Origin of the sequence: Dorea sp. AF24-7LB (genome assembly GCF_003478575.1) — a bacterium.
GTDB lineage: Bacteria > Bacillota > Clostridia > Lachnospirales > Lachnospiraceae > Dorea_D > Dorea_D hominis.
In genome coordinates this window covers 18,764-37,711 of record NZ_QUFR01000018.1, presented here as the reverse complement: position 1 = coordinate 37,711, position 18,948 = coordinate 18,764, and the positions used below count along the sequence as shown (strand labels likewise).

The following is an 18,948-nucleotide window of genomic DNA, read 5'->3' as shown; positions in this document are numbered from 1 at the left end:
TGACCGAGGAAACACCGCAGGTGGTTTCGAGGTTCTTGCTCGTTTCTTTCACTACTTCTGTGTATGGCGACAGCCATGACCGAGGAAACTTTTCCCACTACTCAAGCACCTGCTCTTTTCCGTCAACTTCCGCAAAGAAACATGCCTCTCCCACTTCCATCTTTGCCTGCCCGGAAGTTCCTTCTGTAATCTCCGCCTGCACCGGCGCCAGCTGCTCATCGGACAGTAGCACTTCCAGCACAACCTGATCCGTATACTGCGTACCCAGAATCTGAATGCCGTTCTCTCCTAATATGTACTGAATTTTACCAAGTCCGGTATAATCCGTTGTAATCTGAAGTTTAGATCCTGAAATTCTGGTTACAATCTGGGAAGAAGCCAGTCCTGCCTGCACCGAAGACGAATATGCCCGTACCAGTCCTCCTGTTCCAAGAAGTGTTCCTCCGAAATATCTTGTAACAACTACTACAACCTGATGAAGTCCCGCACCAGTCAGCACATCCAGCATCGGCTTACCGGCTGTACCATTCGGCTCCCCATCATCACTGCACCGCATCAGTTCCTGCTGCTCTCCAACAATATAGGCAAAACAATTGTGTCTGGCATTCCAGTATTTTTTCTTTGTGGCCTCGATAAAAGCAAGCGCTTCCTCTTCTGTCTTCACCGGACTTACAGTTGCAATAAAACGGGATTTCTTTTCTACAATTTCGGCTTCACCGCCGGTATATACAATTTTATATTCTAATGCCATTATTTTTGTTCCTTTCTTTCCTGCACGAGCTGATGATATTTTCCTTTTACATCAGGCAGTCACTCATGATAAAACAGCCCGAAAAATACACTTACTTATTATATTACCGAATTTCTTAAGATTTTCCTACCAAAATATGAAGTTTTCATTTTTTTCTTTATTTCAAAGACTATCTTTGCTATAATGACGTGGTATGAAGGAGGCAAAAACTCATGAATTATGGTAAAAGAAAGGCTGCCAGGCAGCAGAAACGAATAACATCCAAATCTGCCATGCAAGGGAAACGCGTCGGCGTCCGCCTGTTCAAAGCTTTGCTGCTCTGTATTGTGCTGGTCGGAGTGATTGGTATCATCGGCGGTGGATTATTTGTAAAACGTATCATAAACAATGCGCCTGAGGTATCCCCTTCCGATGTCAAACCGCAGGGGTTTACAACTTTTGTTTATGCAGATGACGGTAAAACGGAAACACACCGTTTTGTAGCTTCCGGTTCAAACCGTGTTTACAAAACAATTGATGATATTCCGGATAATCTGGCTCACGCATTTGTTGCAATTGAGGATGAACGTTTTTACAAACATAATGGTATCGACTTACAGGGTATCGCCCGTGCAGCAGTTTCCACACTGACCGGTTCCGAACAGGGTGCCAGTACACTGACACAGCAGCTCATCAAGAATAATGTTTTCCCGAACTTTGTAGACGAGAAGACATTTGCAGACAAATTAGAGCGTAAGTTCCAGGAGCAGTATCTTGCTTTACAGATTGAGAAGCAGATGAGCAAGAATGAGATTCTGGAAAGTTATATGAATACGATCAACCTTGGACAGAACTGTCTTGGTGTACAGTCCGCATCCATGCGTTATTTTGGAAAAGATGTGTCCAAACTTACATTATCTGAATGTGCGGTTATTGCCGGGATCACTCAGAATCCATCCGGCTACAATCCGGTAACACATCCGGATGCCAATGCCAAGAGACGAGACAACGTTCTGAAAAACATGCTTGAACAGGGTTATATTTCAAAAAAAGAATATAACAAGGCAAAGAAAGACAAAGTTTATGCACGTATTCAGAAAGCCAACAAGAAAAACAGTGATAATAATAACGCTGCCAGCTATTTTGTAGATGCACTTTCTGACCAGGTTATCCACGATCTGAAAGAACAGCTCGGATACACAGATGCACAGGCATACAATGCTCTCTACAGTGGCGGCTTAAGCATCTATTCTACCCAAAACAAAAAGATGCAGAAGATCTGTGATGAAGAGATGAACAAAGACTCTAACTATCCTGGACTTAAGGAATACGGTCTGGATTATGCCCTTACCGTAACCCGTGCTGACGGTTCTGTTAAGAATTACAGCTCTGGCCATGTAAAAAAATACGTCCAGAAGAAATACGGCAAATCACAGGGGCTTTTATACTCCAGCAAAGAAGAAGCCAAGCGTATGGTAAAAGAATGGAAAAAGACCATCGCTAAAAAAGGAGACAAATATAACGAAGTAATGAACATTACTCCACAGCCTCAGGCCTCCGTTACTCTGATGGATCAGAGCAACGGCGAGATCAAAGCTATGGTAGGTGGACGTGGTGCCAAAGGTTCCAGCCTCAGTCTGAACCGTGCTTACAAGGGTGCAAAACGTCAGCCTGGATCTACATTCAAGGTTCTGGCAGCTTATGCACCTGCAATTGATGCATGTGGCAAGACACTTTCTTCTACCGTTGTTGATGAGCCTTACAGTTATAAAAATGGCAAAAGCGTGCGAAATGCCAGCCGTTCTTACAAAGGAACTGTTACTTATCGTACTGCTATCGCCAATTCCATCAATGTCTGCGCAGTCAAGGTCAGTGATGAGATTACACAACAGCTGGGCTATGAATACTGTAAAGACAAATTTGGAATCAGTACACTTGTTAAGAACAAAGAAATCAACGGAAAGATCTTCAGTGATGTTAACCAGACACTTGCACTTGGTGGTATCACAGAAGGTGTTTACAACTATCAGCTCTGCGCTGCATATGCTTCCATTGCTAACGGCGGTGAATATAACACACCTACCCTTTACACGAAAATCGTAGATCATGATGGGAATGTTCTGTTAGAGAATCCGGGTTCATCCCACAGAGCAGTCAAAGAAAGCACTGCTTCTCTTCTTACAAGCGCATTACAAAGTGTTGTTAAAGAAGGTACAGGACGTTCCTGCCAGTTAGACAATATGGCAACTGCCGGTAAAACCGGTACAACAACTTCTAACAAGGACTTATGGTTCTGTGGCTTCACTCCTTATTACACCTGTGCAGTATGGGGTGGATATGATGACAACAAGGAATGCAGCTATGACACAAGCTTTCGTTTCCGTCTCTGGAAAGGAATTATGAGCCGTATCCATGAGAATCTTGAATCAAAAGATTTTGATACAAACGCAGGACTGGAAAAAGTATCTGTCTGTAGCATTACTGGTAAGCTTCCGCGTTCCGGATGTCCGACCGAGACAGAATACTTCACGGAAGACACCGTACCTACAGAGACCTGTCCGGGACATTCCAGCTACGACAGTGGATCCAATTATAACAATGATAATAACAGCAATAACGGTAACACCGGTGATACGAACAATGGTAATACCGGCAACAACTCTGGCGGTAATACTGGCGGTAATACTGGCGGTAATACTGGCGGTAACTCTGGCGGCAACTCCGGTGGCAACTCTGGTGGCAACTCTGGCGGTAACTCTGGTGGCAACTCTGGCGGTAATACCGGTGGTAACTCTGGCGGCAATACCGGTGGCAACACTGGTGGCAATACTGGCGGTAACTCCGGTGGTGATACTGGTGGTAACTCCGGTGACAACACTGGTGGCGGCACTGGTGGCGGCACCGGCGGACATGGTAATTAATCATCAATAAATGAATAGTAAAAAAGCATTGGGTTTGTATGAACCGAATGCTTTTTTATTTGCTCAGCTATTTTTTTATTTTATAATCTCTGCAATTTTAATTCTGCAATTTTAGTCAAGGATTAGTTTTGCAGCTCCGCATATTCCTGCATCATTTCCTAATTCTGCAAGTTTAAACTGTACATCCTGATTTGCAAAGAATGCATTTGCTCTGTAGTTCTTGACAATATAGTCAAGAAGGATCTCTCCTGCCTTTGATACACCTCCACCAATTACGATTACTGCCGGATCAACAACAACTGCAATGTTGGCAAGTGCATGTCCAAGATATTTTCCAAATTCTTCTACAATCTCTTCTGCAATTTCATCCTGTGCCTTTAATGCATCAAATACTGCTTTTGCATCTACATGTTCCTGACTGCGTAACAGGCTGGACTTTGCATCCTTTGCGAGACGCAGTGCTGCAAGTCTTGCAATGCCTGTAGCGGAAGCATACTGCTCCAGGCATCCTTTTTTTCCACAACCACAGGTTTCTGTCTCTGTTTCATTCACACAGATATGACCGATCTCCCCACCGGCACCATTCGTACCAACCAGAGGATGTCCTTCCAGGATTACGCCACCGCCTACACCTGTTCCCAGCGTAACCATGACGATATTCTTCTCACCTTTTCCAGCCCCAAGCCACATCTCGCCAAGGGCTGCTACATTGGCATCATTTCCCAGTCTGACTTTCAGACCGGTCAGCTCTTCCATTTCTTTTTTAACTTCCTTATAACCCCATCCGAGATTTGCTGTATTCTGTACAATACCCACTTCCGTCACCGGAGCCGGAACACCGATTCCTACTCCTTCGATCTGATCCTTTGCAATCTTCTTTTTCTCACAAAGTTCCTCTATAGAAGCGGCAACATCCGGAAGGATCGCAGCGCCTTCGTTTTCTGTGTGGGATGGAATCTCCCATTTTTCCAGAAGTACACCATCGATCTGGAACAATCCCATCTTCACAGTTGTTCCGCCAATATCTACGCCAAAACAATATTTCATAATTATTCTCCCTGTTTCTTAGCCATATTTTCCTGCACACGTTTGTATAATTCCTGTGCAGCATTATATCCCATACTTTTCTGTCTGTGGTTGATTGCCGCAGTCTCAACAATGATCGCGAGATTACGTCCCGGACGGATCGGTAACTGATGACATACAACTTTATTGCCAAGAAATTCTGTATATTCTTCTTCCAGTCCCAGTCTGTCATATTCTTTATCACGATTCCAATCTTCTAATGTGATAACAAGATCGATATTCTGTGTCTCTCTTACACTCTGTACACCAAACAGCATCTTCACATCTACAATGCCGATTCCTCTTAACTCAATAAAATGTCTCGTAATATCCGGCGCCTTACCTACCAGTGTATCATCACTGACCTTGCGGATTTCTACAACGTCATCGCTTACAAGACGATGTCCACGCTTGATCAGCTCAAGCGCCGCCTCACTCTTACCGATTCCACTCTCTCCCATGATCAGCACACCGACACCATATACATCAACAAGTACACCATGAATCGAAATGCAAGGCGCCAGTTCTACATTTAACCAGCGAATGATCTCAGCCGTAAATGTAGATGTATTGACCCCTGTAGAAAATACTGGGACATTTGCCTTATTTGCTTTCTCCAGAAGCATTGGTTCCGGTTTTAAACCACGACAGTATACAATACACGGGATCTCATAAGACAATAACATGTCATAGATTTTTTCTTTTTTCTCTTCTTCTATATTCTCAAGATATGTGTATTCTACATATCCGATAATCTGCACACGTTCTGATGCAAAATGTTCGAAAAATCCAGTAAGCTGCAATGCCGGACGGTTTACATCCGGAACGGAAACTCCTGTTTTTGTATAATCTACATCCGAAGTCAGATTCTTTAGGTCAAACCGCTCTACAATCTGACTTAATTTCACTTGATTTACCATACTGTTTCCTCCACCCTTTCTTTCCAGTATTTCTTAATTGTGCAAAAAATAACACACAATATTATATCATATCAATGAAAGAATTTGTATACATCTTCTGCTGATTTTTTATTCATTGATGGCAGTTTCTGAAGCTCTTCTACAGATGCTTGTTTTATTGCATCTATATTTTCAAAATGCTTCATCAGTTCTTTTCTTCTTGCCGGCCCTACTCCCGGAATGTCGTCCAGAATCGAACGTACCTGTCCTTTTCCTCTCAGTTGTCTGTGGAAGGTAATAGCAAAACGGTGTGCTTCATCCTGAATTCTGGTGATCAGCCGGAATGCTTCTGAATGTATGTCGATCGGAAGCTCCACATTTTTATAATACAGCCCTCTTGTGCGGTGATGATCGTCTTTTACCATTCCACATACCGGGATTGAAATGTCAAGTTTTTGCAATACCTCTTCTGCAATATTTACCTGTCCGCGTCCACCATCCATCAGTATAAGATCTGGAAATACCGTAAATCCTCCCAGCTCTTTTCCTTCTTCCTGTTCTCTGAGACCATGGGTAAATCTGCGCGTCAGTACCTCTTCCATACTGGCATAATCATCCGGTCCCTGTACGCTCTTGATACGGAACTTACGGTAATCGTTTTTCTTTGGCTTGCCCCGCTCGTACACAACCATGGAGCCTACCGAAGCAAAACCACTTGTATTGGAAATATCAAATGCCTCCATTCTGGAAATGCCTGACAGTCCGAGTATTTTTTCCAACTCTTTGACAGCTCCGATCGTCCGTCCTTCTTCTCTTTTCAGCCGCTCCTTGTCCTTTTGTAATACCATGGCGGCATTCTTTTCAGCCAGTTCAACAAGTTTCTCTTTCTGCCCTTTTTTCGGAATGATCAGGTGGACTCTCCGTTCCTTTTTCTTGCTCAGCCACTCTTCCAGAAGTTCCTGGTCTTCCACTTCCTGCGGAAGCATAAGCTGCGAAGGAATATACGGTGTTCCTGCATAAAATTGTTTGATAAAGCTGGTCAGTGTTTCTTTTTCTGTCTCTCCCGGCGCTGTTTTTAAATAAAAATGATCTCTTCCGATCAGTCTGCCTCCACGGATAAAAAAAACCTGCACGACCGCATCTGCATATTCTGTCGCCATAGCAATAACGTCTCTGTCTTCTCCTGCTGTGTCCGTGATCTTCTGCTTCTGCGCAATCTTCTGCACACTGAACAATAGCTCCCTGTATTCTGCTGCCTTCTCAAATTCCAGTACTTCTGCCGCATCCTGCATCTGTTTTTCCAATCTCTTTAATATAATGTCATAATTCCCATTCAGAAAATGCAGTACCTCCTGCACGGACTTCTGATACGCTTCCTGGCTTATATATCCCTGACAGGGCGCATCGCACTGATGAATGTGATAATTCAGGCATGGGCGTTCTTTTCCCGTATCCCTTGGCAGTTTACGATTGCAGCTCCGGATATGATATAATTTGCGGATCAGTTCGATCGTATCTTTTACTGCACCGGCACTTGTATATGGTCCAAAATATTTCGCTTTGTCTTTTATCATCTTTCGCGCCAGCATTATTCTTGGATATGCTTCATCCGCTGTCACTTTGATAAATGGATACGCCTTATCATCCATAAGCATCGTATTATACTTTGGATGGTGTTCCTTGATCAGATTACATTCCAGAACAAGCGCTTCCAGTTCAGAATCCGTAACGATATACTCAAATCTCCGAATATGCGTTACCATCTGCTCAATCTTTGCGCCTTTATTCCTGCTGCTCTGGAAATACTGACGCACCCGATTTTTAAGGCTGATCGCTTTTCCGACATATATGATCATATCTGTCTCATCATGCATGATATATACTCCCGGTTTTCCCGGAAGTTTTTTTAACTCTTCAGGTATATCAAACATTTGTCTTCCCTTTCTTTTTCTGATTCACATCGTAATTATTGTATCGGAAAAAAGGTCTGTAAGCAAGGTCTTGCAGAAGGCTTTTCATTATAACAGAAATCATATTTTCTCTATGCAAGTAAAAAAGAGTACGCAGATAAGAAAAATGGAGCAGATAAAATCTGCCCCATTTTGTATACTTACAATCTCTTATACTTCTTTCATTGCAATTCGTTCTTCGCCGGATGCCTTCTTCTCTTCCGGATCGGTTCCTTCCACTTCATGTAATATCTGCATAAATTCCTTACCTGTAATGGTCTCTTTCTCGATCAGGAATGCAGCAATCTTATCCAACGTTTCTCTGTGTGCCTGTAATAATGTCTTCGCCTGCTCGTAAGCCTCTTTTAGCATCTTCATGACTTCTTTATCAATCTCAGATTCTGTCTCTGCTCCACAGTTGGAAACCGGTCTTCCGTTCAGGTATCTGTTCTGTACCGATTCCAGTCCGATCAGTCCGAACTTCTCACTCATACCATACTGCGTGATCATCGCTCTTGCTACCTGTGTTGCTTTCTCGATATCGTTTGAAGCACCTGTCGTAACCGTATCAAATACAATCTCTTCTGCAGCACGTCCGGCAAGCATACCAACTAACATTGCTTCCAGTTCTTTCTTCGTATTCAAATACTTCTCTTCCTCCGGAGTCTGCATAACATAACCGAGTGCTCCCATCGTACGTGGTACGATCGTAATCTTCTGTACCGGCTCTGCATCCTTCTGAAGTGCGCTCACCAATGCATGTCCGACTTCGTGGTAGGAAACGATTCTTCGTTCCTCCTGACTCATAATACGGTCTTTCTTCTCCTTGCCGACCAGTACAACTTCTACAGCCTCAAACAGATCTGCCTGCGATACCGCATGTCTGCCATGTTTGACTGCATTAATTGCAGCTTCATTGATCATATTGGCAAGATCTGATCCGACAGCACCGGAAGTTGCAAGTGCGATCTCTTCCAGATCAACCGTCTCATCCATACGGACATCTTTGGAATGAACCTTTAATACTTCCACACGTCCTTTTAAATCAGGTTTTTCAACAATGATACGTCTGTCAAAACGTCCCGGTCTTAACAGCGCCGGATCCAAGATCTCCGGACGGTTCGTTGCCGCCAACAGAACAAGTCCTTTATTGCTCTCAAATCCGTCCATCTCTGCAAGGAGCTGGTTCAGTGTCTGTTCTCTCTCATCGTTACTTCCCATCTGGTTGTCACGGCTCTTACCGATTGCATCGATCTCATCAATGAAAATGATACACGGTGCCATCTGCTGCGCCTGTTTGAACAGATCTCGTACACGGGAAGCTCCAACACCCACATACATCTCAACAAAAGCCGAACCGCTGAGTGAGAAGAACGGTACTTTCGCTTCTCCGGCGACCGCTTTTGCAAGTAATGTCTTACCGGTTCCCGGAGGTCCGACTAACAGTGCACCTTTCGGAAGTTTCGCACCAACACTTGTATATTTTCCCGGATTATGCAGAAAATCTACGACTTCCTGCAGAGATTCTTTTGCTTCATCCTGTCCTGCTACATCCTTAAATGTAACTCCGGTCTGCTTCTCCACATACATCTTGGCATTACTCTTGCCGATTCCCATCATGCCGCCACCCTTAGACATACGCTTTGTCGTCCAAATGATCAGTGCTACCAGACATGCCACCGGAAGGAATGTGCCGAGAAGCTGGAGCATGACTGCGGATGTTGTATCCGGTATCTTTGCGTTATATTCTACATGCGCTTTATACAGTTTGTCAGACAGCTGATCGTCCTTGACAACTCCTGTATAATACTTCTTCGCAATCCGGTCTCCGGATTCTTTCTTCATTGTGATGATCAGTTTATCACTGTCGATCTCAACTTTGTCTACTTTTCCTGCATCGACATATTTTAAAAACTTGTCGTAGCTGATCTCTGTCTCGGATCCTTGTCCCTGAAACTGATAAAGTGCCAGCACAAGTATCGTCGTGATCAGAGTCACTAAAATGACAAATGAAAAGCCCTGTCGGTTATTCTTTTTAGGATCTTGATTTTTCTTATTCTGGTTGTCCATATTCTTCCTCCTATTACATTACATAATTATAAGGACAGCCCACCCGGAAATCAATAAAAGATTTATGAAAAGATTGTAAACTTCCCATATCCTGTAGTATACTTGGATAGAAAATAGTTCATACAGAAATTTACACTTTTATGAAATATTTTTAATATAACGTTATTAAGAGGATTGAATAATGAACATAGGATTTGACAACGAAAAATACTTACAGATGCAGTCCGCTCATATCCGGGAACGTATCGCCCAGTTCGACAACAAACTTTACCTGGAATTTGGCGGCAAATTATTTGATGACTTTCACGCATCCCGTGTACTTCCGGGATTCCAGCCGGACTCCAAGATGCGTATGCTGATGCAGCTAAGCGATCAGGCAGAGATCGTCATTGTCATCAGTGCCGAAGACATTGAGAAAAACAAAGTCCGCGGAGACCTTGGCATTACTTATGATGTAGATGTTATGCGCCTCATGTCTATTTTCAAAGACCACGGACTGTATGTCGGCAGTGTCGTAATTACCAAATACAGTGGACAGCAGAGTGCTGCTTTATTTAAAAACAAACTGGAAAAACTCGGCATCAAAGTTTACAACCACTATCCGATCGACGGCTATCCTTCCAACATTCCACACATTGTAAGTGACGAAGGCTATGGCAAAAATGATTATATCGAAACTTCCCGCCCGCTGATCGTCGTAACGGCGCCGGGACCTGGAAGCGGCAAGATGGCTGTCTGCCTGTCACAGCTCTACCATGAACACAAACGCGGAATCTGTGCCGGTTATGCCAAATTTGAAACATTTCCAATCTGGAATATCCCGCTCAAGCATCCGGTCAATCTCGCTTACGAGGCGGCAACAGCCGATCTCAACGACATCAATATGATTGATCCGTTCCATCTGGAAGCATATGGAAAGACAACCGTCAACTACAACCGTGACGTAGAGATCTTCCCTGTCCTGAATGCGATGTTTGAACGAATCTATGGAAAGAGTCCATACAAATCACCGACAGATATGGGCGTCAACATGGCAGGTAACTGTATCTGTGATGATGAGGCATGCAAAGAAGCTTCCAATCAGGAGATCATCCGCCGTTACTATGATTCCAGAAGACGTGCCCTTGCCGGTGCATGTTCGGATGAAGAAGTATACAAGATCGAGATGCTGATGAACCAGGCAGGCATCACCGTTCATGACCGTCCGGTTGTTGACGCTGCAATGAAACGTGCCGAAGAAACAGGTGCTCCGGCTGCTGCAATGGAACTGCATGATGGTCGTATGGTCACAGGCAAGACTTCCGATCTGCTCGGCGCATGCGCTGCTCTTCTTTTAAATGCTTTAAAAGAGCTTGCCGGCATTCCACATGATCGTCCGGTTATTTCTCCGGCAGCAATTGAACCGATCCAGACTTTAAAGACTCAGTATCTTGGAAGCAAGAACCCACGTCTTCACACAGACGAAGTGCTTATTGCGCTGTCTGTCAGTGCAGCTTCCGATCCGGATGCACAGAAAGCACTGGAACAGCTTCCGAATCTGAAGGGCTGCCAGGCTCATACTTCCGTAATGGTAGGTGATGTTGATCGCAAGCAGTTTATGAAACTTTCGGTTCAAGCAACTTTTGAAGCAAAATATGAAAATAATTCTGTATTTTTTCCGAAAAAGGGTGTATAATTTTTAAGTATTTTTTTGGAGCATACTTATTTATTTGAACGTGAAGGAGGAAATTATGGCAGTAAAATATGTATTTGTAACAGGTGGCGTAGTATCAGGACTTGGAAAAGGAATTACAGCCGCATCACTCGGAAGACTTCTGAAAGCACGCGGCTACACAGTGACCATGCAGAAATTCGATCCTTATATCAATATTGATCCGGGTACTATGAATCCGGTACAGCACGGAGAAGTTTTCGTCACAGACGATGGTGCTGAGACAGACCTTGACCTTGGTCACTACGAGCGTTTTATCGACGAAAGTCTGACAAAGAATTCCAACGTCACAACCGGTAAGATCTATTGGTCCGTATTGCAGAAAGAACGTCGTGGAGATTTCGGCGGAGGAACTGTGCAGGTTATCCCGCACATCACAAACGAGATCAAGTCCCGTTTCTATCGCAATCCATCTGCTGAAAATACAGAAATTGCCATTATTGAAGTAGGCGGAACCGTCGGAGATATCGAAAGCCAGCCTTTCCTTGAAGCGATTCGTCAGTTCCAGCACGAGAAAGGACGCGAGAACGTTGTTCTGATCCATGTAACTTTAATTCCTTACCTTCGCGCTTCACAGGAGATGAAAACAAAACCAACACAGGCAAGTGTCAAAGATTTACAGGGAATGGGAATCCAGCCGGATATCCTCGTATGTCGTTCTGAGCATCCTCTGGATGACGGCATCAAAGACAAGATCGCACTTTTCTGTAATGTACCATCTAACCATGTACTCCAGAATCTGGATGTGGAATATCTTTATGAAGCACCGCTTGCAATGGAGAAAGAACATCTTGCAGAAGTAGTATGTGAGTCACTTCATCTGGACTGCCCGACACCGGATCTCAAAGACTGGACAGAGATGGTTGACTATCTGAAGACACCAAATACAGAAGTAACTGTTGCTATTGTCGGTAAATATATCCAGCTTCATGATGCTTACATCAGTGTCGTAGAAGCATTAAAACATGGTGGTATCTTCAGCCGTGCTACTGTAAATATCAAATGGATCGATTCCGAGACGGTTACTGCTGAAAATGTAGATGAGCAGTTGAAAGATGTCAGCGGTATCTTGGTTCCGGGCGGATTCGGACAGCGTGGTATTGACGGAAAACTGCAAGCTATCAAATACGCACGTACCAATAAGATTCCGTTCCTCGGTCTGTGCCTGGGCATGCAGCTTGCAATCGTTGAATTTGCAAGAAATGTCATCGGTTACCGTGATGCACACAGTGCAGAACTTGATCCGGATACAACACATCCAGTTATCCATATCATGCCGGAACAGCTTGGCATTGAGGACATCGGTGGTACTTTAAGACTTGGATCTTATCCATGTGTTCTTGATAAGACTTCTACAGCATACAAATTATATGGCACAGAAGAGATTCATGAACGTCATCGTCATCGTTATGAAGTCAACAATGACTATCGTGATGCTCTGACAGCCAACGGCATGAAATTATCCGGTCTCTCACCGGACGGACGTATTGTCGAGATGATCGAGATTCCGGAACATCCTTGGTTTGTCGCAACACAGGCGCATCCGGAATTAAAGTCCAGACCGAACAGACCGCATCCGTTATTCCGTGGCTTCGTAGAAGCAGCTTTAAAATATCAGGATGATAAGGCTGCAAAATAATCCTGTTTCTTCAAGCGTTTCATAAATAAGTAAATATATAAAGAATATAATTTCATATTCTGATATAGTAAAAATGTGTAAGTTTCTATGCTCAGAAACTTACACATTTTTTTATTTACTCATTTCTTAATTATTTCTTTTCTATTATCTTATCTCTATTATCTTATCTCTATGCCCAGTCGATCCTGCTTCCTTTCGCCGTTTTCTTTACGACAAGCTTCGTATCAATCTGTTCTTTTAATTCATTGACATGAGAAATAATTCCCACAAGCCGGTTTTCCCCAGCCAGTTCTACCAGCACACGAACCGCCTGCTCTCTTGTACTGTCATCGAGAGAGCCAAATCCCTCATCAATAAACATTGTATCCAGGCGAATTCCTCCGACACTACTTTGTATTGTATCTGCAAGCCCCAACGCCATCGATAACGCTGCCATAAAGGATTCTCCACCGGATAGCGTACGCACATCCCTCACTGCGTCATTTACCATGCTGTACACGTCCAGATCCAATCCTGACTGTCCCTGGCTTCCCATATGCGACAAATCTTTGCACTGCAGGATAAAAGAGCCATCCGTCATCTTAATCAAACGTCGATTCGCCGCCTGAATAATCTGTTTAAAATACTGCCGCTGTACATATGTTTCAAAATCCATCTTCACATTGCCGGTCAATGTACCATTCGCAGTCTTGCTCAGATTTGAAATCCACTCGTATTTCTTCTGCTGCTCACCGATTTTTTCAAAAAAATGTTCCAGACGCTTTTTCGTTTCCTCGTGACTCTGCACAAGATTCGTTATCAATATCTGTTCTTTTGTAAGCTTTTCTTCTTCACTGCGTCTGCTTTCCAGTTTTTTCAAAAGTTCAGAAATATCCGGGCGCTCTTCCCCCTCCAGACGTTCCCGCAGACTCTTTAATACCCCTGTATTTTCACTGACTTGTTTTTCGTATTCCCGCAGCTTGTTCTCCAAGCCCGGAAGCCTTTCTATTTGCGTACAAAACTCTGAAAACTGCTCTTCTGTCAAACTGTATTTTTCCAATATCTCTCTATATGATTTTTCATTTTCCAGACATTGCGCTTCCTGCTCTTTCTCATTTTGAAGTTCGCTTTCCAGCTTTCCTTCCCGCTGTTTCTGGTTCGCGATCTCTTCCAGAAGCATTTTCTCTGTTCTGTCGGCTTCTTCCTGCAATCTGTTTTTCCGGTCTGTCTTTTTCTTAAGTTCCTCTTTTGCAGTTTCTCCGGACTCCCACGGCAAAACATCTTTTCTCGTCTCATACTCCGCTTTCAAGCTTTGTCTCCCAAGCTCCAGTGCTGCTTTTTCCTTCTCTGTTTCTTCCAGTTCCCTGCTTTTTTTTCTCAGCTCCTCCTGCTTTGCCGGGAGCCTTTCCACCAGTGCTTTTGCATGTGTAAGCTGTTCTTTATTCTGCTCTGCATTCTGTTCCAGTTTCTTTCGTTCTTCCCGGACTCCGGCCAGTTTCTCTTTTAACATTTTTTCCGTTTCCACCAGATCAACTACATCGGTTTCCGGGAACTCATCTTCTCCAAGAAGTTTTCTGCAGTTATCCCAGAATACCGACCAGCTGCTTTCAAATGCATTCCATTTCTCCCGATACAGATCTGCCGCCTGATCTCTGGCTTTTTCTGCTTTGTCACGCATCTTCTTTGCACTCTCAACTTCCTGTTCCGATACTGCATGCAATGATAACTGCCTTGGATGCGGATGCTCTGTAGATCCACAGACCGGACATGGTCTTCCTGTCTCAAGTCCTGCTGCCAGGATTCCTGCCTGCTCTTCAAAAAACAGGCTGTATTTCTGTTCATAATCCTCAAAAGCAGATCGGTAATTTTTCACTGCACTCTCCATCTTTTTCTGCAGTTCTTCACAGGCTTTCTTTTGAGTATCCAGCTTAGGGATCTGTGCCGTAAGGGTTATCACCCAGGATTCTTCTTCCTTTTTCTGCTCTTTTAACTGCCCGAGAAGCCTTCCGTTTTCTTCCCATCCTGCAATAGATTTCTCTGCTTTCTCCGTATTCTCTATCCATTTCTTCAATTCCGTATGAACAGCTTCTGCCTTTTCTTTCCGCACTTCGTTCTTACGGATTTCCGCTTCTGTCTCTTCCATCTTTTTCTTAAGGGCTTCCAACATTTCGTACTGTTTCAGTCCTTCTGTAAGCTTCACAATCTCTCCCGATAATACAGGTTCTTCTCTCTTCAGACATTCCAGGGCAGATCTGGCGGTCTCTGTCTTCTCAGACACCCTATCCATGCCGGTTTCCAGCTCCTTTTTCAGCATTTCTATCGTCTGTCTGATCTTTAAAAGTCTCTTCGTTCCATTTGCCATATTTTCAAAAATCGGTCTGACATTTGCCGCCGCACGAATGTGCTCCGTCTGTTCTTTTTCTTCCTGATACAGTACTTTTCCCGCTTCTAATTCTTCTGACTTTTTTTTCGCTTTCTCACAGTCATCAAAAAGCGCAAGCAGAAATTTGGCATTCTTCACTTCACTGTTTAACCGCTCCACTGCTTTTCTTTCCTCAGCCGCCAATTTCGTATAACTTTGCTTCTTTTCCTGCTCTGCGGAAATAATCTCCTTTAACACCTGTAACGTCTCATCCTGCGCCGGAAATTCCTGTCCTTTTAACAGTTTCCAGTGACTGAAAAGTTCTTTCCCTGCCAGATCTGCAAGAGACTCTTCTTTCACACGTTCCATTTCCATTTGCAGATTTCTCCGGCTCTCCTGCATATCCTGCTGCATTTTCAACGCTCTCTGTCTTAAAATTTCCTGTACCTGTGCATATATTTTCGTATGGAAAATACGGGAAAAGATTTTCTTACGGTCTTTGGAATCGGCAAGCAGTAACTTCAGGAAATCGCCCTGCGCGATCATCGCCATCTGCGTAAACTGTCCGGCATCCATCCCCATGATCTCTGTGATCTTCTGCTCTGTCTCACGCTTTCTTCCCGGGAATACACTGCCATCCGGCATTGTAAGTTCTACTTTTGCGCTTTCTTTTACAAGACGTACAGAACCGTCCGATGCCTTTCTCTTTCCTGCACGCATATACTCCGGATTCCGGCGCACTTCATACCTCTCTCCATGATAATCAAACACCAGTTTGACATAAGTTTCCACGTCTTCGGATGCATACTGGCTGCGCATCATATTTCCTTCCCTGTTGCCACCGCTGGTCTGGCCGTAAAGCGCATACACAATAGCATCAAACACCGTCGTCTTTCCTGCTCCTGTATCTCCTGTGATCAAAAATAAACCTTGTCTTACACCTGTAAAATCAACCACTGTCTTACCTGCATAGGAGCCAAACGCTGACATTTCTATTGTAATCGGACGCATCTTACTCATCCTCCCTTGCTTCTTCTAATATCTGCAGGATCAATGTTTCCTCTTCCGGATCCATCGTTCTTCCCTGCATTTTTTCAAAGAAATCTGCAAAATTTTCTTCCGGTGTTTTCAGGACCAGCTCTTCAGCTTCCATCCATTTCGTTCGGGTTCTTGTATTATCAATCCTCACTTCCAGTATTTTGGAAAATACGGTTTCTAACTGTTCTTTCGGATGATAGGGATCTGTCTCATCAGTCAATGTAATACTGACATAATCTTCCGGGCTGCGTTCTTCTTTTAAAATCTCCTTAAGTTTCCCTGTGATCTTACGGACATCCCTGAGAGGATGCAGCGGATACTCTTCTATTTTCACAGATTCCCCTTTTTCTCCGAGCGTTACAACTGTCAAAGCTTTCGTATGAGAGGCTTCACTGACCGAATATTTTAAAGGTGTTCCACAATAACGGATATGCTCATCTTTTACTTTCTGCTTTCCATGCAAATGTCCCAGTGCAACATAATCAAACGGCTCCACGCCTGTTATGTCTATCTGATCAAGCCCGCCAATCGAAATCGTTTCCGAATCACAGGTTTCCGGCAGGTAGCTTCCCATATAAAACTGGTGGGATACCAATACATTTCTCTCATCCTTAAAATTAATATTTTCCCTCTTGATCAGACGGTTCAACGCATCACTGTATGTCTCCGGTGGATTCTCTTCAAATAATCTGCGCACATATGCCGGTTTTAAAAAAGGGAGCAGGAAGAAGTTCACTTCTCCCCACTCATCCTTCAATGCAACCTTTTCTATATGCTCTTCTTCCTTCTGCGGCACACTGCCGGCCAGGTAAATCTTCTCTTTTTTCAAAATACCTGCTGCATACCTCAGACGATCCGCAGAATCATGATTTCCACTGATAATCATAACCGGAATCTGCGGACGTATCTTTGCTAATCTTGTAAGGAAATCATCAAATAATGTTACTGCCTCTGCAGACGGCACCGGCTTATCGTAGATATCTCCAGCGATCACAACCGCATCCGGATGTAATTTTCCGGCATATTCAATAATCTCTCCAAGAATGTGTTCCTGATCTTCCTTTAAGCTGTAATGATGTAACTGTTTGCCGATATGAAGATCGGACAAATGAAAAAATCGCATATCGTCTTACACCCCTTTACATGGAAATCCATCCAAATGCATTTGCAACCGAACTTGCCAGAATGATCATAGTGAAAATCGGGCATAAGTATTTGATCATCACAACAAAAATCTTCTTCCTGCGGAAACTGTTTTCCCCATGTCTGATCTCTTCCTCGATCCGGTCAATTCCAACGACTCTTGAAACTAATAAACTTGTCATCAGCGCTGCAATCGGCATCATGACTGAATTTGTCAGAAAATCAAAGAAATCCAGGAACTGCATACCGATGATCTTTACGAACGCGAGCGGTCCATATCCCAGACAGGATAAAGTACCCAGTAAGAGCATAATTACACCTACAACCACTGTTGCTTTCTTTCTGCTCCATCCAATCTCATCCTCGAATGTCGACACTGCACTTTCCGTCAGCGCAATCGAACTTGTAACAGCAGCAAAAAGCACCAGTAAAAAGAACAGGATACCGATAGCTGTTCCAAATCCCATATTCTGGAAAACCTTTGGAATGGTAATAAACATCAGCGACGGTCCTGCCTGAAGCGTATTCGGATCCCCGCCGGAAAATGCAAAGACTGCCGGAATAATCATAAGTCCCGCCATCATTGCGATTGCTGTATCAAAAATCTCAACATTTCTTGTAGAGTCTTCGATTGATGTTTCTTTCTTCATATAAGAACCAAATGTAACCAAAATACCCATCGCAATTGACAGGGAATAGAACATCTGTCCCATAGCTGCAACAACTGACATCCATGAGAAATTCTTAAAATTCGGTATCAGGAAATACTTCACTCCTGCCATTGCTCCCGGTCTTGTCACGGAATAAATGGCGATAATTACCGATAATACAATCAGTACCGGCATCATCAACTTGGATACACGTTCAATTCCGTTCCGCACTCCTGCATAAATAATCACCAGCGTAAACATACAGAAAACTACAAAACAGATCTCTGTAGATACTCCATTTGAAATAAAGCCGGAAAAGTACCCATCGGCTGCCAAATCTTTTCCATTTCCCATAATATATTCTTTCAGATACTTGAGTACCCATCCACCAATTACAGAATAATATGGCACGATCAGTATCGGAATGATCGCATTGATCCAGCCACCAAAAGACAACCAACCTGCTTTTTCAAATGACTTGAATGCCCCAACCGGACTTTTTCTTGTCATGCGTCCGAGTGCCGATTCTGCAACGATCATCGTATACCCGAATGTTAACGCAAGTATAACATAAATGAGAAGGAACATTCCTCCTCCGTACTTTGCTGCCAGATATGGAAATCTCCATATATTTCCCAGACCGACAGAGGCACCTGCCGCTGCCAGTACATACCCCAGTTTCCCTGAAAATGAACTTCTGTGTTTCTTCATGACTTTTCCTCTCTTTTCCATTCGTTTTGCACATCGTAACATTCATTCTATCATTTTTCTCATCAAAAGTCACTACAGAGT

Annotated in this window: 11 protein-coding genes; 3 read left to right on the top strand and 8 right to left on the bottom strand. The window is 43.6% G+C overall.

From position 1 onward, the window contains the following. Positions 1-97: 97 nt before the first annotated feature. Complete coding sequence (locus DWY31_RS13140; RefSeq protein ID WP_118520906.1) at positions 98-751, bottom strand: YigZ family protein; 654 nt, start codon at positions 749-751, stop codon at positions 98-100. Between the two features lie 212 nt (positions 752-963). On the opposite strand from DWY31_RS13140, the gene DWY31_RS13135 reads away from it, so the two are divergent. Continuing rightward, positions 964-3,651, top strand: coding sequence for a transglycosylase domain-containing protein (locus DWY31_RS13135; protein ID WP_118520904.1), 2,688 nt, complete (start codon positions 964-966; stop codon positions 3,649-3,651). Positions 3,652-3,762: 111 nt separating this feature from the next. Here the strand turns inward: DWY31_RS13135 and DWY31_RS13130 are convergent, their stop codons facing one another. The 4 genes from DWY31_RS13130 to ftsH all read right to left on the bottom strand — a co-directional run bounded on the left by DWY31_RS13130 (position 3,763) and on the right by ftsH (position 9,634). Beyond that, positions 3,763-4,698: an ROK family glucokinase gene (locus DWY31_RS13130; protein ID WP_118287725.1), complete on the bottom strand. Its 936-nt coding sequence runs from the start codon at positions 4,696-4,698 to the stop codon at positions 3,763-3,765. Positions 4,699-4,700: 2 nt separating this feature from the next. Further along, positions 4,701-5,636 (bottom strand): HPr(Ser) kinase/phosphatase, encoded by a 936-nt coding sequence (hprK, locus tag DWY31_RS13125; protein ID WP_118520902.1) that lies wholly within the window; start codon positions 5,634-5,636, stop codon positions 4,701-4,703. 71 nt (positions 5,637-5,707) lie between these two features. Then, on the bottom strand, positions 5,708-7,546 hold the full coding sequence (gene uvrC, locus DWY31_RS13120) for an excinuclease ABC subunit UvrC (protein ID WP_118520900.1): 1,839 nt from the start codon (positions 7,544-7,546) through the stop codon (positions 5,708-5,710). Between the two features lie 189 nt (positions 7,547-7,735). Next, positions 7,736-9,634: an ATP-dependent zinc metalloprotease FtsH gene (gene ftsH / locus DWY31_RS13115; RefSeq protein ID WP_021861290.1), complete on the bottom strand. Its 1,899-nt coding sequence runs from the start codon at positions 9,632-9,634 to the stop codon at positions 7,736-7,738. A 181-nt stretch (positions 9,635-9,815) separates the two neighbouring features. On the opposite strand from ftsH, the gene DWY31_RS13110 reads away from it, so the two are divergent. Both DWY31_RS13110 and DWY31_RS13105 read left to right on the top strand, forming a co-directional pair. Continuing rightward, positions 9,816-11,309, top strand: a complete 1,494-nt coding sequence (locus DWY31_RS13110; RefSeq protein WP_118520898.1) for a DUF1846 domain-containing protein — start codon at positions 9,816-9,818, stop codon at positions 11,307-11,309. Positions 11,310-11,364: 55 nt separating this feature from the next. After that, positions 11,365-12,984, top strand: coding sequence for a CTP synthase (locus tag DWY31_RS13105; protein WP_118520896.1), 1,620 nt, complete (start codon positions 11,365-11,367; stop codon positions 12,982-12,984). A 169-nt stretch (positions 12,985-13,153) separates the two neighbouring features. On the opposite strand, the gene DWY31_RS13100 is transcribed toward DWY31_RS13105, so the two are convergent. From DWY31_RS13100 to DWY31_RS13090, 3 genes are read right to left on the bottom strand one after another with little or no spacing between them, the layout of a single operon-like run. Next, the gene (locus tag DWY31_RS13100; protein WP_158575517.1) at positions 13,154-16,336 is read right to left on the bottom strand and encodes an AAA family ATPase; all 3,183 of its coding nucleotides are present in this window, start codon (positions 16,334-16,336) and stop codon (positions 13,154-13,156) included. A gap of 1 nt (position 16,337) precedes the next feature. Then, positions 16,338-17,486 (bottom strand): exonuclease SbcCD subunit D, encoded by a 1,149-nt coding sequence (locus DWY31_RS13095; RefSeq protein WP_118520892.1) that lies wholly within the window; start codon positions 17,484-17,486, stop codon positions 16,338-16,340. Between the two features lie 16 nt (positions 17,487-17,502). After that, positions 17,503-18,867: a sodium-dependent transporter gene (locus tag DWY31_RS13090; protein ID WP_118520890.1), complete on the bottom strand. Its 1,365-nt coding sequence runs from the start codon at positions 18,865-18,867 to the stop codon at positions 17,503-17,505. Between the last annotated feature and the right edge of the window lie 81 nt (positions 18,868-18,948).